Origin of the sequence: Algibacter aquimarinus (assembly GCF_039543265.1) — a bacterium.
GTDB classification, from domain to species: Bacteria; Bacteroidota; Bacteroidia; order Flavobacteriales; family Flavobacteriaceae; genus Algibacter_B; species Algibacter_B aquimarinus.
This window is the reverse complement of record NZ_BAABJK010000006.1, coordinates 91,103-105,142: the sequence shown is the minus strand read 5'-3', so window position 1 is coordinate 105,142 and position 14,040 is coordinate 91,103. Positions and strand designations below refer to the sequence as shown.

The 14,040-nt window shown below is 30.8% G+C and carries 16 protein-coding genes; 11 read left to right on the top strand and 5 right to left on the bottom strand.

The features are described 5' to 3' along the window. Nucleotides 1–24: 24 nt before the first annotated feature. The 11 genes from fabG (at nt 25) to hisIE (ending at nt 11,233) form a co-directional block, all read left to right on the top strand. A complete protein-coding gene (gene fabG, locus ABD939_RS09610; protein WP_345167659.1) occupies nt 25–771 on the top strand; it encodes a 3-oxoacyl-[acyl-carrier-protein] reductase in 747 nt (248 codons plus the stop codon). Between the two features lie 36 nt (nt 772–807). Next, the gene (locus tag ABD939_RS09605; protein ID WP_345167657.1) at nt 808–2,841 is read left to right on the top strand and encodes a VWA domain-containing protein; all 2,034 of its coding nucleotides are present in this window, start codon (nt 808–810) and stop codon (nt 2,839–2,841) included. 12 nt (nt 2,842–2,853) lie between these two features. Next, nucleotides 2,854–3,669: a prohibitin family protein gene (locus tag ABD939_RS09600; RefSeq protein ID WP_345167654.1), complete on the top strand. Its 816-nt coding sequence runs from the start codon at nt 2,854–2,856 to the stop codon at nt 3,667–3,669. A gap of 320 nt (nt 3,670–3,989) precedes the next feature. Further along, entirely contained in the window at nt 3,990–4,847 is an 858-nt protein-coding gene (hisG, locus tag ABD939_RS09595; protein WP_345167650.1) for an ATP phosphoribosyltransferase, read from the top strand. 10 nt (nt 4,848–4,857) lie between these two features. Beyond that, nucleotides 4,858–6,141: a histidinol dehydrogenase gene (gene hisD / locus ABD939_RS09590; protein ID WP_345167647.1), complete on the top strand. Its 1,284-nt coding sequence runs from the start codon at nt 4,858–4,860 to the stop codon at nt 6,139–6,141. Then, complete coding sequence (gene hisC / locus ABD939_RS09585; RefSeq protein ID WP_345167645.1) at nt 6,141–7,175, top strand: histidinol-phosphate transaminase; 1,035 nt, start codon at nt 6,141–6,143, stop codon at nt 7,173–7,175. The genes hisD and hisC overlap by 1 nt, the downstream gene beginning before the upstream one ends. After that, entirely contained in the window at nt 7,175–8,311 is a 1,137-nt protein-coding gene (gene hisB / locus ABD939_RS09580) for a bifunctional histidinol-phosphatase/imidazoleglycerol-phosphate dehydratase HisB (protein WP_345167643.1), read from the top strand. The genes hisC and hisB overlap by 1 nt, the downstream gene beginning before the upstream one ends. Beyond that, nucleotides 8,311–8,892 (top strand): imidazole glycerol phosphate synthase subunit HisH, encoded by a 582-nt coding sequence (hisH, locus tag ABD939_RS09575; RefSeq protein WP_345167640.1) that lies wholly within the window; start codon nt 8,311–8,313, stop codon nt 8,890–8,892. Before hisB ends, hisH begins: the two co-directional genes overlap by 1 nt. A gap of 175 nt (nt 8,893–9,067) precedes the next feature. Next, nucleotides 9,068–9,802 carry a 1-(5-phosphoribosyl)-5-[(5-phosphoribosylamino)methylideneamino]imidazole-4-carboxamide isomerase gene (hisA, locus tag ABD939_RS09570; RefSeq protein WP_345167637.1) on the top strand — a complete coding sequence of 245 codons (735 nt, stop codon included), beginning with the start codon at nt 9,068–9,070 and terminating at the stop codon, nt 9,800–9,802. Then, complete coding sequence (hisF, locus tag ABD939_RS09565) at nt 9,802–10,557, top strand: imidazole glycerol phosphate synthase subunit HisF (RefSeq protein ID WP_345167634.1); 756 nt, start codon at nt 9,802–9,804, stop codon at nt 10,555–10,557. Before hisA ends, hisF begins: the two co-directional genes overlap by 1 nt. A gap of 82 nt (nt 10,558–10,639) precedes the next feature. Continuing rightward, on the top strand, nt 10,640–11,233 hold the full coding sequence (hisIE, locus tag ABD939_RS09560; RefSeq protein WP_345167631.1) for a bifunctional phosphoribosyl-AMP cyclohydrolase/phosphoribosyl-ATP diphosphatase HisIE: 594 nt from the start codon (nt 10,640–10,642) through the stop codon (nt 11,231–11,233). Between the two features lie 87 nt (nt 11,234–11,320). On the opposite strand, the gene ABD939_RS09555 is transcribed toward hisIE, so the two are convergent. From ABD939_RS09555 to ABD939_RS09535, 5 genes are all read right to left on the bottom strand, one after another. Beyond that, complete coding sequence (locus ABD939_RS09555) at nt 11,321–11,797, bottom strand: S41 family peptidase (RefSeq protein WP_345167627.1); 477 nt, start codon at nt 11,795–11,797, stop codon at nt 11,321–11,323. Then, the gene (locus ABD939_RS09550; RefSeq protein WP_345167624.1) at nt 11,751–12,569 is read right to left on the bottom strand and encodes a hypothetical protein; all 819 of its coding nucleotides are present in this window, start codon (nt 12,567–12,569) and stop codon (nt 11,751–11,753) included. The genes ABD939_RS09555 and ABD939_RS09550 overlap by 47 nt, the downstream gene beginning before the upstream one ends. A gap of 91 nt (nt 12,570–12,660) precedes the next feature. Continuing rightward, nucleotides 12,661–12,873 carry a LytTR family DNA-binding domain-containing protein gene (locus tag ABD939_RS09545; protein ID WP_345167622.1) on the bottom strand — a complete coding sequence of 71 codons (213 nt, stop codon included), beginning with the start codon at nt 12,871–12,873 and terminating at the stop codon, nt 12,661–12,663. 21 nt (nt 12,874–12,894) lie between these two features. After that, nucleotides 12,895–13,461 (bottom strand): LytTR family transcriptional regulator, encoded by a 567-nt coding sequence (locus ABD939_RS09540; RefSeq protein WP_345167619.1) that lies wholly within the window; start codon nt 13,459–13,461, stop codon nt 12,895–12,897. An 85-nt stretch (nt 13,462–13,546) separates the two neighbouring features. Further along, the gene (locus ABD939_RS09535) at nt 13,547–13,963 is read right to left on the bottom strand and encodes a hypothetical protein (protein WP_345167614.1); all 417 of its coding nucleotides are present in this window, start codon (nt 13,961–13,963) and stop codon (nt 13,547–13,549) included. Nucleotides 13,964–14,040: the final 77 nt, after the last annotated feature.

Here is a 14,040-nt window from a genome sequence, read left to right as displayed (position 1 = left end):
AAAACAAACTAACTACACATATACATGAAATTATTAGAGGGGAAAACGGCTATTATAACTGGGGCAAGCCGTGGTATAGGAAAAGGAATAGCACAAGTTTTTGCAGAGCAAGGAGCAAATGTAGCGTTTACCTATAGCTCATCAGTTGATGCGGCAAATGCATTAGAAAATGAACTGAATGACTTGGGAGTAAAAGCCAAAGGTTATAAAAGTAACGCAGCTAGTTTTGATGAAGCTCAGAAATTAGCTAAAGAAGTGCTTGAAGAATTTGGTAGTATTGATGTTTTAGTAAATAATGCAGGTATTACAAAAGATAATTTACTAATGCGAATGGGTGAAGAAGATTTTGATAAGGTTATTGAAGTAAACCTGAAGTCAGTTTTTAACATGACAAAAGCTGTTCAAAGGACGATGCTTAAACAAAGAAAAGGGTCAATTATTAATATGAGTTCTGTAGTTGGTGTAAAAGGAAACGCTGGACAAACTAATTATGCAGCTTCAAAAGCTGGAATTATTGGTTTTTCTAAATCTGTAGCTTTAGAGCTGGGTTCCAGAAACATAAGGAGTAACGTTGTTGCGCCAGGATTTATTGAAACCGAAATGACAGCAAAATTGGATGAAGAAGTGGTAAAGGGTTGGCGAGCAGGAATTCCTTTAAAACGAGGAGGTACACCTGAAGATATAGCAAATGTTTGCGTGTTTTTAGCCAGTGATATGAGTGCCTACATTACAGGACAAACATTAAATGTTGACGGTGGAATGTTAACCTAATAACTATTACCTTGAGCATAGTTGAGAGGTCTTTAAATGCAAACAGAAACTTTATTTTACATCATAATTGCTGGAATTATAGCGCTAGGTTTAGCGCTTTTTCAGTATTTGACTAAAAAGAAAACCTTGTCTAGGTTAAACATCCTTTTTGCTTTTTTAAGATTTCTAAGTTTTTTTTCTGTTTTACTACTCATCATAAATCCAAGTTTTGATCAAATAAAAGTATCTATTGAAAAGCCTAATTTAGTTGTAGCTATTGATAACTCAACTTCAATTAAACATCTAAAACAAGATGAGAACGTACTTAGATTAATTGAAGAAATTAAGGCTGATAACAAGATTCAAAACAAGTTTAATATAGATTATTATACGTTTGGCGAAAACTTAAAGTCATCTGATTCTATTACGTTTTCTGAAAAGCAAACTAATATATCTAAAGTCTTTAGTCAGTTAAATCAAATTTATAAACAAACTACTTCACCAACTATTTTAATTACGGACGGAAATCAAACCTATGGTAACGACTATCAGTTTTCATCTAACACTTACAAACAGCCTATTTACCCAATAATACTAGGAGATACCATAACATATACAGATTTAAAGATTCAGCAATTAAATGTTAATAGGTATGCTTTTTTAAAAAATAGGTTTCCAATTGAAGCCATTTTAGTTTATAATGGTAATCGTGCAGTCAAATCAACTTTTGTAGTTAAAAGTGGAAATACAACAGTTTACTCCAAAGAGATAAACTTTTCTAAAAAAGATAATTCTGAAGTAATTAGTTTTACTCTACCTGCTAGTAGAGTAGGTGTTAGTAATTATAAGGCTACAATTGTTCCTTTAGATAATGAAAAAAACATTATTAACAACTCGAAGGATTTTGCAGTTGATGTTATCAATCAGAAAACAAAAATAGCATTAGTAAGTGATTTTTCACATCCAGATTTAGGTGCCTTAAAAAAAAGTATTGAAAGTAATGAACAACGCTCAGTAGCTATTTTGGATCCGATAAAGATAATTAATCAAGTTAATGATTTTCAATTAATTATACTATATCAGCCAAATAATAAGTTTAATACTATATATGATAGATTAGAAGAACAAAATAAAAATAAATTTGTTGTTGTAGGTACAAAATCTAACTTAAGTTTTTTAAATCGTGTATCTAAAAACTACTCTCATGATATAACAAATCAAACAGAAAACTATCAAGCCGAATTAAACATCAACTACTCAACATTTATTGTAGATGATTTAAATTTTGAATCTTTTCCGCCTTTATTATCATACTATGGAGATGTTAAATTTAATCTACCATTTCAGTCAATTTTAGAGAAAACAGTTAGAGGCGTTTCAATCAATCAACCACTTTTAGCTACCTATGAAACTAACGGAAAAAGAGAAGCGGTCTTGTTTGGAGAAAATATATGGCAATGGCGCGCTCAAAGTTATTTAAATGAAAAGACGTTTAACAAATTTGATGATTTTGTTGGTAAATTGGTTCAATATTTAGCCTCAAATAAACAAAAAAGTCGCTTAAATTTAGATTATGAATCATTTTATAACGGTAGTGGGAACATTATTATTAAAGCAGAGTTTTTCGATAAAAATTACTCATTTGATGCACGAGAAACTTTAAATATTACCTTAAAAAATAAGTCTAATAATGAAGAAATAATATATCCTTTAACTATCAAGAACAATAATTACCAAGTAGATTTAAGTAATTTACAACCATCTACTTATGATTTTACTGTAAAAGCTAAAAGTGAAAATATTTCTAAATCTGGTAGCTTTCAAATTTTAGAGTATAACGTAGAAGAACAATTTTTAAATGCAGATGTAACAAAATTGCAGTTACTTGGTACTAATAGTTCTGGTGCGAGTTCTTTTATTGCTGACACTAAGAATATGTTAAATGATTTACTTAATGATAATCGTTACGTTCCTATTCAAAAAAGCAGTAAAAATACCATACCTTTGATAGATTGGAAATACTTGTTAGCCATTATAGCGCTTAGCTTAGGTTTAGAGTGGTTTTTGAGAAAATATAACGGATTAATTTAAAATAAAATAAAAATGGAAAAATTACCTAAAGTAGCATTGCCTTTTATTATTGGGGCAATTATATTAGTTGTCTTATTAGCAAAATCTGCTGTGACAATAGATTCTGGAGAGGCAGGAGTTCTTTTTAAAACCTTTGGAGATGGTGTTGTAACAGATGAGCCTCCAATGGGAGAAGGATTTCATATTGTTGCTCCTTGGAATAAAGTGTATGTTTATGAAGTTCGTCAACAAGAGCTTTTTGAAAAAATGAAAGTATTATCATCAAACGGATTAGAAATTCAAATTGATGCCTCGGCTTGGTATGAACCCGTTTACAACGATTTAGGTAATTTACACCAATCTCTTGGACAGGGTTATTTACAACGAGTTATTCAACCTGCAATTCGTAGTGCAGCAAGGAGTGTTATTGGGCGTTATACACCTGATGATTTATATTCAACTAAACGTGATGCTATTCAAGTTGAAATATATGAAGAAACCAAGAAAATACTTGATAAACAATATGTGCAATTAAATGAAGTGCTAGTAAGAGATGTTACTTTACCTCCAACAATTAAAGATGCTATTGAGCGTAAATTAAAACAAGAACAGGAATCTTTAGAATATGAATTTAGATTAGTAACCGCTGAAAAAGAAGCTGAGAAACAACGTATTGAAGCCCAAGGAAAAGCAGATGCAAATAAAATTCTAAACTCTTCTTTAACTGATAAAATCCTTCAAGATAAAGGTATTGAAGCAACTGTTAAGCTTTCAGAGTCTCCAAATAGTAAAGTAATTGTTATTGGATCTGGAGATAGTGGAATGCCAATTATACTAGGAAATCAATAAGCCTAAAATTAAATAATTCAGCAATTAATATAATCTTTTAGAAATTATTAATTTTTTATGGTTAAATATTAAAATTGTTGAATTGTTAGAAGAATTGTATTTATAATTTGGTTTTAATCACATAAATTATAGATATTTGCACAAAATAAATAAAGAACATGACATTTATTCAATTACATCATCATTTTCATATTTGCTCTCAAGCGAAGTGAAAATGTATTGAATAAAATCAAAATATATTTAAACCCGTTTGAGACAATCAAGCGGGTTTTTTAATTTAAGTTCCAGCTTGGTAGTTTCAAACTCATAAAAACAAGATAATGAGTAAATTAAGAATTGCAGTACAGAAATCGGGTCGTTTAAACGAAGACTCAATGAAATTATTGAAAGATATAGGTATTTCTATTGATAATGGAAAAGACCAATTAAAAGCATCAGCTAAAGGATTTCCAGTTGAGGTTTTCTATTTAAGAAATGGCGATATTCCTCAATATTTGAAGGATGGTGTGGTTGATGCTGCCATTATTGGAGAAAACGTTTTAATAGAAAAAGGCGAGGGCATAAATGTTGTTGAGCAGTTAGGCTTTTCAACTTGTCGTGTTTGCATTGCAGTACCTAAGGCTGATAATTATACTAGTATAAAAGATTTAGAAGGTAAGCGTATTGCAACATCATACCCAAACACAGTACAACAATTTTTGGATAAAAACGGTGTAAAAGCAAATCTGCACATCATTAACGGCTCTGTAGAAATAGCACCAAATATTGGTTTAGCCGATGCTATCTGTGATATTGTTTCTAGTGGAAGCACTTTGTTTAAAAATAATTTAAAAGAAGTTGATACGATTTTAAAATCGGAAGCAGTTTTAGCCGTTTCTCCCAAATTAAATGCAGAAAGACAAGCAATCTTAGAAAAGATTCAATTTAGGATTCAGTCGGTTTTAAAGGGAAGAAATTCAAAGTATGTATTACTAAATGCACCAAATGATAAGGTTAAAGATATTATTAATGTACTGCCAGGAATGAAGAGTCCAACGGTTTTGCCATTAGCAGAAGAAGGTTGGAGTTCAATTCACTCAGTAATTAGTAAAAACCAGTTTTGGGAAGTAATTGATGATCTTAAAGCTAAAGGTGCACAAGGTATTTTAGTGTGTCCGATTGAAAAAATGGTACTTTAATTAATTAGTTATGCAGACAATTAAAAATCCAGATAGAAATCAATGGGCAGAATTATTGTCCAGACCAACACAAACCTTAGGAGATATTGAAGGAACTGTAAACGAAATATTCCTTGATGTCTCTGAAAATGGTGATGCCGCGATTAAAAAATATACGAATAAATTCGATGGTGTTTCATTAGATTCAAATGTTGTCACTTCCATAGAAATTAAAAAAGCAATAGAGCAAGTTCCTGAAAAACTTCAAGAAGCTATTAGAAAAGCAAAAGCAAATATAGAAGTATTTCATACTGCTCAAAAAACAACAAAAATAGAGATAGAAACTACAAAAGGCGTGCAATGTTGGCAGGAAAAAAGACCGATTCAAAAAGTTGGTTTATATATTCCTGGAGGCACAGCTCCTTTGTTTTCAACTGTTTTAATGTTAACAGTACCTGCGCAAATTGCAGGTTGTAAGGAGATTGTTTTGTGTTCGCCACCAAATAAAGAAGGTGAGTTAGCACCAGAAATTTTATTTGCAGCACAACTATGTGGGGTTACAAAAATTATAAAAGTAGGAGGTATTCAAGCCATTGCCGGATTAACATTTGGAACTGAAACTATTCCTCAGGTCTATAAAATTTTTGGACCAGGAAATCAGTTTGTTACTGTCGCCAAACAAATTGCAACCAAACATGGTGTTGCTATAGATATGCCTGCAGGTCCAAGTGAGTTATTAGTATTTGCAGATAAAACAGCAAATGCGTCTTATGTAGCTTCAGATTTATTAAGTCAGGCGGAACATGGAACAGACAGTCAGGTTATTTTGGTCTCAACATCTGAATCATTAATTAATGATGTTTCAGAAGAAGTTTCAAAACAATTAAAAGTGCTACCACGTAAGGCTATCGCTGAAAAAGCAATATCGAATTCAAAATTGATTTTTATTGAAAATGATAGTTTGGCTTTAGAATTAATTGATGCATACGGGCCTGAACATTATATTATCTGTTGTGAAAATGAAGATTTATATATAGATAATATTAATAATGCAGGTTCAGTTTTCATAGGTGATTATACTCCTGAAAGTGCGGGTGATTATGCTTCTGGAACTAATCATACACTGCCAACTAACGGTTTTTCAAAAGCATACTCTGGTGTAAATCTTGATAGCTTCATGAAGAATATGACGTTTCAAAAAATATCAAAAGAAGGACTTTTGAATATTGGAGAAACTATTGAGTTAATGGCAGAAGCAGAAGGCTTACAGGCACATAAAAATGCTGTAACTATAAGATTAAAGGATTTGAAATAATGAATATTCAAGATTTAATAAGGCCGACTGTAAAAGTGCTAAAACCATATTCTTCTGCAAGGGATGAGTTTCAAGGTAATAGTGGCGATATGGTATTTTTAGATGCAAATGAAAACCCGTTTGAAAATGGCGTTAATCGTTATCCAGATCCCAAACAGCAAACAGTAAAATCATTACTTTCAGAAATAAAAGGTATTCCTAAGCAAAACATTCTTTTAGGCAATGGAAGTGATGAAGTTTTAGATTTGATTTATAGAGCATTTTGCGAACCTAATCATGATAATATCATCACATTGCCACCAACTTATGGCATGTATAGTGTATTAGCAAATATTAATGCTATTGAGATTAAAAGTGTTCAGTTAGATGAAAATTTTCAACCTAAAGTTGATGAGATTCTTGAAATAGCAGATTCAAATTCGAAGTTGTTATTTTTATGTTCACCAAACAATCCAACAGGGAACAGTTTTGAAGCTTCTTCAATTGAAAAGTTGATAAAAGAATTCAAAGGTATTGTGGTTATTGATGAAGCGTATATTGATTTTTCTAATGAAGAAAGTTGGGCAAGTAGATTAAGCGAGTTTCCTAATTTAATGGTAACTCAAACACTTTCAAAAGCTTACGGAATGGCTGGTATTCGTTTAGGAATTTGTTTTGCTTCAGAGGAGATTATTTCAGTTTTAAACCGTATTAAGCCTCCTTATAACGTTAATGAGTTAACACAACAAAAAGCTATTTCTCAACTAGAGCAAAACGAGTTAACAACACAACAAGTTGAAGCTATTTTACAAGAACGAGAGGCTTTAGTTAAAGAATTGAAATTTGTAGATTATATTTCTAAAATATATCCATCAGATGCTAATTTTATTTTGGTAAAAGTAGATGATGCAACAAAACGTTATAATCAATTAATTAAAAAAGGGATTGTCATTAGAAATAGAACCACTCAACCAGGATGTGAAAATTGTTTACGTTTTACAGTTGGAACTCCTGAAGAAAATAAAATATTAATAGATACTTTAAAATCTATATAATGAAAAAAGTATTATTTATAGATAGAGATGGAACACTTGTGTTAGAACCACCAGTGGACTATCAATTAGATAGCTTAGAGAAGTTAGAATACTATCCAAAAGTATTTCAATACATGGCTAAAATAGCAAATGAATTGGATTACGAACTCGTTATGGTAACTAATCAAGATGGCTTAGGAACCGACAGTTTTCCTGAAGATACCTTTTGGCCAGCTCAAAATAAAATTATTGATGCGTTTGCAAAAGAAGGGGTTGTGTTTTCCGCTATTCATATTGATAAAACGTTTCCGCATGAAAATGCAGAAACACGTAAACCAAGAACAGGCTTGTTAACTCAATATTTTTCAGAAGATTATGATTTGGCAAATTCTTTTGTGTTGGGTGATAGAATAACAGATATGGAGTTGGCTAAAAATTTAGGAGCTAAAGGTATTTATCTATCTGAAGACCCAGAATTAGGAGCTGATGAAATTGAAAGTTCTAAACAAGAGATATTTGATGCTATTGCTTTAAAAAGTACTGATTGGTCAGAAATATATGAGTTTTTAAAACTTCAAGATCGTGTTGAAGAAATTACACGTAACACCAATGAAACACAGATATATATCAAATTAAATTTAGATGGTTCTGGTAAAAATGATATTAATACTGGTTTATCGTTTTTTGATCACATGTTAGATCAAATTGGACGTCATGGTGCTATGGATTTAACTGTAAAAGTTGATGGTGATTTAGAAGTTGATGAACACCATACTATTGAAGATACCATGATTGCTTTAGGTGAATTGTTCAACAAAGCATTAGGAAATAAACTTGGTATTGAACGTTATGGTTTTTGTTTACCAATGGATGATTGTTTAGCACAAGTAGCAGTTGATTTTGGCGGAAGAAACTGGTTAGAATGGGATGCCGAATTTAAGCGTGAAAAAATAGGAGATATGCCAACTGAAATGTTTTTTCACTTGTTTAAATCATTTACCGATGGGGCAAAATGTAATTTAAACATTAAAGCAGAAGGTACTAACGAACACCATAAAATTGAAGGTATTTTTAAAGCTTTTGCTAAGGCGATGAAAATGGCTGTAAAAAGAGATTCAAATAAAATGTTTTTACCGAGTACAAAGGGAATGCTATAATGAAGTTAGTAATAATAAATTACGGAGCAGGAAACATAAAGAGTATCCAGTTTGCTTTTAATCGTTTAGGTTATGATGCAATTCTGTCAAATAATCCTGAAGAAATAAAAGATGCCGATAAAGTTATTTTTCCAGGAGTTGGAGAGGCTAGTTCTGCAATGAAAATGCTTAGAGAAAGTGGTTTAGATGAATTGATTCCTACGCTTAAACAACCGGTTTTGGGTATTTGTTTAGGCATGCAACTCATGTGTTTACATACTGAAGAAGGCGATACCGAAGGTTTAGGTATATTTCAAACCAAAGTTAAACGCTTTTCTGATAATGTGAAAGTACCGCAAATGGGATGGAATGTTATTAAAGATTTAAAATCTGATTTGTTTAACGATATCAAAGAAAACGAATACATGTATTTGGTTCACAGTTATTATGCAGAGCATTGTAATGAAACCATAGCAGCAACAGATTACGAGATTAATTATGCCTCTGCTTTAAAACATGAAAATTTTTATGGAACCCAATTCCATCCAGAAAAAAGTAGTGTTGCAGGAGCAAAAATATTACATAATTTTATCAAAATGTGATTAAAATTTCTTAGCCAAATACGATAATAACGCATATAAAGCAATAGTCAATGAAATCAAAATCAAATCCTCATATTTAGGAAAAATTCTAGCTAAACCTTGGGCAAAAGCAATTGAAATGAAAAACCTAAAAGCTAAATTTTTTATGATATTCATATAAACAAATATATAATAAATGAGAATAATACCAGCCATAGACATTATAGACGGAAAATGCGTTCGTCTTACAAAAGGTGATTACGATACAAAAAAAGTGTATAATGAAAACCCACTTGAAGTTGCAAAAATGTTTGAAGCCTCAGGGATTGAATATCTTCATTTGGTTGATTTAGATGGCGCTAAGGCGAAGCATATTGTAAACTACAAAGTCTTAGAGCAAATTGCTTCTAAAACAAAATTAAAAATTGATTTTGGTGGCGGTTTAAAAGCAGATGAAGACTTACACATTGCATTTAATTCTGGAGCACGACAAATTACAGGTGGAAGTATTGCTGTAAAAGATACTAAAACGTTTGAAGGCTGGATTAATAAATATGGTAGTGAAAAAATCATACTTGGTGCAGATAGTAATGCGGGTAAAATAGCCATTAGTGGTTGGCAAGAAGATAGTAATGAGGATGTTATTCCGTTTATAAAAGACTATCAAAAAAAAGGCATTCAGTATGTAATTTGTACTGATATTTCAAAAGATGGTATGCTTGAAGGACCTTCTTTTGAATTATATAAAAGCATAATCGGAGAATGCAGTAATAGCAGTAATGATCAGTCTATAAAATTAATTGCTTCTGGTGGAATTTCACATATTGATGAATTACCAAAATTAATAGAATTAGGTTGTGAAGGTGTTATTATCGGAAAAGCTATTTATGAGAATAGAATCAGCCTTTATCAATTAGAAAAATTTGTATAATGCTAACAAAAAGAATTATACCTTGTTTAGATATTAAAAACGGACGCACAGTTAAAGGTGTCAATTTTGTTGACTTGCGAGATGCTGGTGATCCAGTCGAACTAGCAAAACAATATGCTGATCATGGTGCTGATGAATTGGTGTTTTTAGATATTGCCGCAACTTTAGAGAATAGAGGAACTACTTTAGACATGGTATTACATGTAGCAGAACAAGTAAATATCCCTTTTACAGTAGGTGGTGGTATTTCCAGTGTGGAGCATGTAGATGCTTTATTACAATGTGGTGCAGACAAAGTGTCTATTAATTCGTCAGCAGTAAAACGACCAGAATTAATTAATGAATTGGCTGATAAATTTGGAAGTCAATGTGTAGTTGTTGCTATTGATGCTAAACAAATTGATGGCGAGTGGTTTGTACATCTCGCTGGAGGAACAATTCCAACAGATATTAAGTTATTTGAATGGGCTAAAGAAGTTGAAGAACGTGGTGCTGGAGAAATTTTGTTTACATCTATGAATCATGATGGCACAAAAAATGGATTTGCAAATGACGCCTTAGCTAAATTATCAGAGGAGTTGAATATTCCAATAATAGCCTCAGGAGGCGCAGGGAATGTTCAGCATTTTATTGATACTTTTGAAAAAGGTAAATCTGATGCTGCTTTGGCAGCTAGTGTATTTCACTTTGGCGAAATTCCTATTCCAGAATTGAAAAAAGAATTAAAAGCTAATAATATAGAGGTTAGATTATAGTTGTCATTCCTGCGAAGGCAGGAATCCACAATTAAGTTTAAATAAAAATAGATTCCTGCCTTCGCAGGAATGACAAGAAATTATGACAATTAAATACGACTCAAACGGACTAGTGCCAGCCATCATCCAAGACTTCACAACAAAAAAGGTTTTGATGTTAGGCTATATGAATGAAGACGCTTATCAAAAAACAATAGACATAAAACAAGTGACTTTTTTTAGCAGAAGCAAGCAGCGTTTATGGACCAAAGGTGAAGAGAGTGGGAATTTTTTAAACCTTGTTGATATTAAAAATGATTGTGATAACGATTCATTATTGATTCAAGTACATCCTGTTGGACCAACATGTCATAAAGGAACGGATACATGCTGGAAAGAGGGAAATAATTCTTCATATGGATTCTTTTCAACTTTAGAAGATGTGATTGCAGAACGTATTGCCAATAAAGAGACTAAAAAATCTTATGTAGCTAGTTTATTTTCAAAAGGCATTAATAAAGTAGCTCAAAAAGTAGGTGAGGAGGCTGTTGAAACTGTTATCGAGGCTATGGATAATAATGATGAATTATTCTTATACGAATCTGCAGATTTATTATTTCACTATTTAATGCTACTACAAGCAAAAGGATTCACATTAAAAGATATAGAGGAAGAACTTAAAGGCAGACATAAATAAAACTACCGATAGAATTTCTATAGGCAGTTATTCTAATGTAAATAGAAAGTTTAATCGTGCATTAGAAACACATTTTACTCTTAATTACTAGTTCTCATTTTTTATAATACTAAGTGTTTGTTTAATCCAATCGCTATTAAAATCTAGTTTTATGTCTGGCGCTATACCAAAGCCTTCGTATTTGTAGAATTCATGAAAGTTCATATCTGTTGGTAAAATGCTAAAATAACCTGACGGTGTCTTATATGTTTTGCCGTAATTTAAGCCGTAAGAAATTAAACCATAAGTAGTTTGACCTAAATGAGTTGTGCCTTTTATGTTTTTTAGCTTAACCGTAAATTGTTCTGCGTTACTGCCCGTAAAGCTATTGGTTAAAACAAAAAGTTTTGCTCCACTTTTTTTGAATAACTTTAAAAAAGGATCTGATAATTTTTTATTTCCTCCACCATTATTTCTTAAATCAATAATAATGTGTTTTACACTTTCAAAACTATTTTTGTGCTTTTCGTAGAAATCTTTAAATGCTTTCTTGTTTTTTTGATGAAAACGAGGAGAAGTCTCCAAAATATATATATTGAGTATCAATATTTAATTGCTTAAAATCCCAGTTGGTTTCATTATTTACCTCTATTTCAAAATTAGTTGAATTATCTATTTTCTTGTATTTCCAGAACCTTCCATTTTCAAAAGTTAAACTTTTCACCATCATTAATTTTCTGGTAAAATCATCATACGCTAATACATCATATTTGCCAAACTCATTTCTTTTTGCTTTGAATTTTATTTGTCCGGGTTCCCATATTTTAGAATCACTGGTTAAAACTACAGCATGGTAATTTTCGTCTTTAGTCTTATATATGCCAATAGTTACTTTTTTTCCATAATTATAAATACCTTCAAAACTATTTTTTGTCTTAACTTTCAAGTCACTTTTCAAAAAAACTAAGTCTTTGTTAGTTCTTGGATGGTTTTTGAAATTATCAGAATTAATAAAATCTTCTAATTTCTTTTTGTCGTCATAATCATCTTTGTTAAAGTATTCCGAATCAAAATAAATATTGGCATGTAAATCGTTTACTATCATCATTTGTTCCTGTAGCATCTTATAACAGTCTACGATGCTAATTGGGTTTGTCATTTTCTCTGAAAGTATATTATAAGTGTTTTGAAATTTAACTTGTTTTTCACCTTTTATCTGTTTCTTGTAAGAAGGCATTTTTTTCATTTTTGTAATTAGAAAATCTAAATCTATCTTACAATTACATGTTTCTGTTTGGGCATAAAATACTGAACTATTAAATAGAATAATTAAACAAAATTTTAATAAATTTTTCATGGTCACTATTTTTTTTGATTAAACTTTCTTAAACAAAAGTATTTTATTAATCTTCAAAAATTCAATGATAACAGTACTTTGGGATGAAATACTATTGCTTTGTGGTGAAATTTAGTACTTCTTTTGTCGCCTCAAGATAAGTTTTAGAAACAGGTGTTTCTATATTATTTGAAAGTACAAGCAGATGTTTGCCATTTTGAGTTTTCCATGTTTGAAAATGAAATGGATTTATTAAATATGAACGATGTATTCTAATCAATTCTGAAAATTCATTATCAATTACTGATAGTTTATTTCTAATCAAAGTTTTTTTAACAAGATTACCTTAAAAATGTTGTACCTCTATATAATTGTCCGAAGATTGTATTGATATTAAATTATTTATTTGAAGTCGTAAACCTTCATAATTGCCTTCACCTTTTATTTCAATTTTCTGATTTTCTATTCGCTTTTCCTTATATTTTCCAAAAGAAAAACGGCCAATAATTATTATAGGTAAAATGGTTGCAATGGCAGGTAAATAAATATCAGAAATCATATACCCTAACGGATAAGGATTTCTTTCATTAATCATAATTACATAAATGTAAAATAGTCTTGCTAAAGTAATTGCAACTAATGTAAAAACGGTTAAAAACACCATTTCATTTAAAAGAGTCCATCGCTTTTTACTTTTTTTAAAAAGGAGATTTTGAAACGGTAAAAATAATAGATAAGAAACTCCTCCTAAAAGCCCGTATATAGGTAAGTAAATTAGTTTTTCTCTATTACCAAATTCGCTAACATCTAAGGGTTCAGTAAAATATAGGAAGACAAAAATCCAAATAGTCAAACCTAAAGCAATTAAAAAATGACTTTTTATAGCGCTATCAAAAGGGTATTTAATTTTCAAATTTTTATTTAAATATAACTTAGATTTATTTCATAAAAAAAGGTATTACTTATTTAATACCTTATTAAATCGACTTTATTTTTGATTAAGACAACCACCCATTAGCTTCAGATTTTCTGGCAAACCAAACAAAAATAAAAGCAAAAGCAATTATCATAATTGTCATTCCTGTACTTGAAGCAAAACCATTTATTAAAAGATAGCCCATTTGCACAATTACTGCAATTAAGGATAGTACCCATAGTTTTACAGACCAAGATTTTCTTAATAATAGTCCAATAGCTGCAAGTGCACCAGCAAAAACAGCAATAGCAAAGGCAGCGGTTACAAAAGCTGGCAGGTTAGATTCAATTTCTAGTTGTTCCGCAGTATACATAGCTCTGTAACTTTCTGTATTATAGGCTTGTTGTAAATATGCATTTACACCCATGCCATTCCATACTAAAGCAATTACGCTTACTATCCAGAACCAAATTGGAGGTTTGTTTGTTGAGTTACTCATAATTATTAGTTTTTATTTAGTAAAAAAGTAATACAATGTATAAATTTTTTGTCACAATTAATAAATAGTCTATTTTC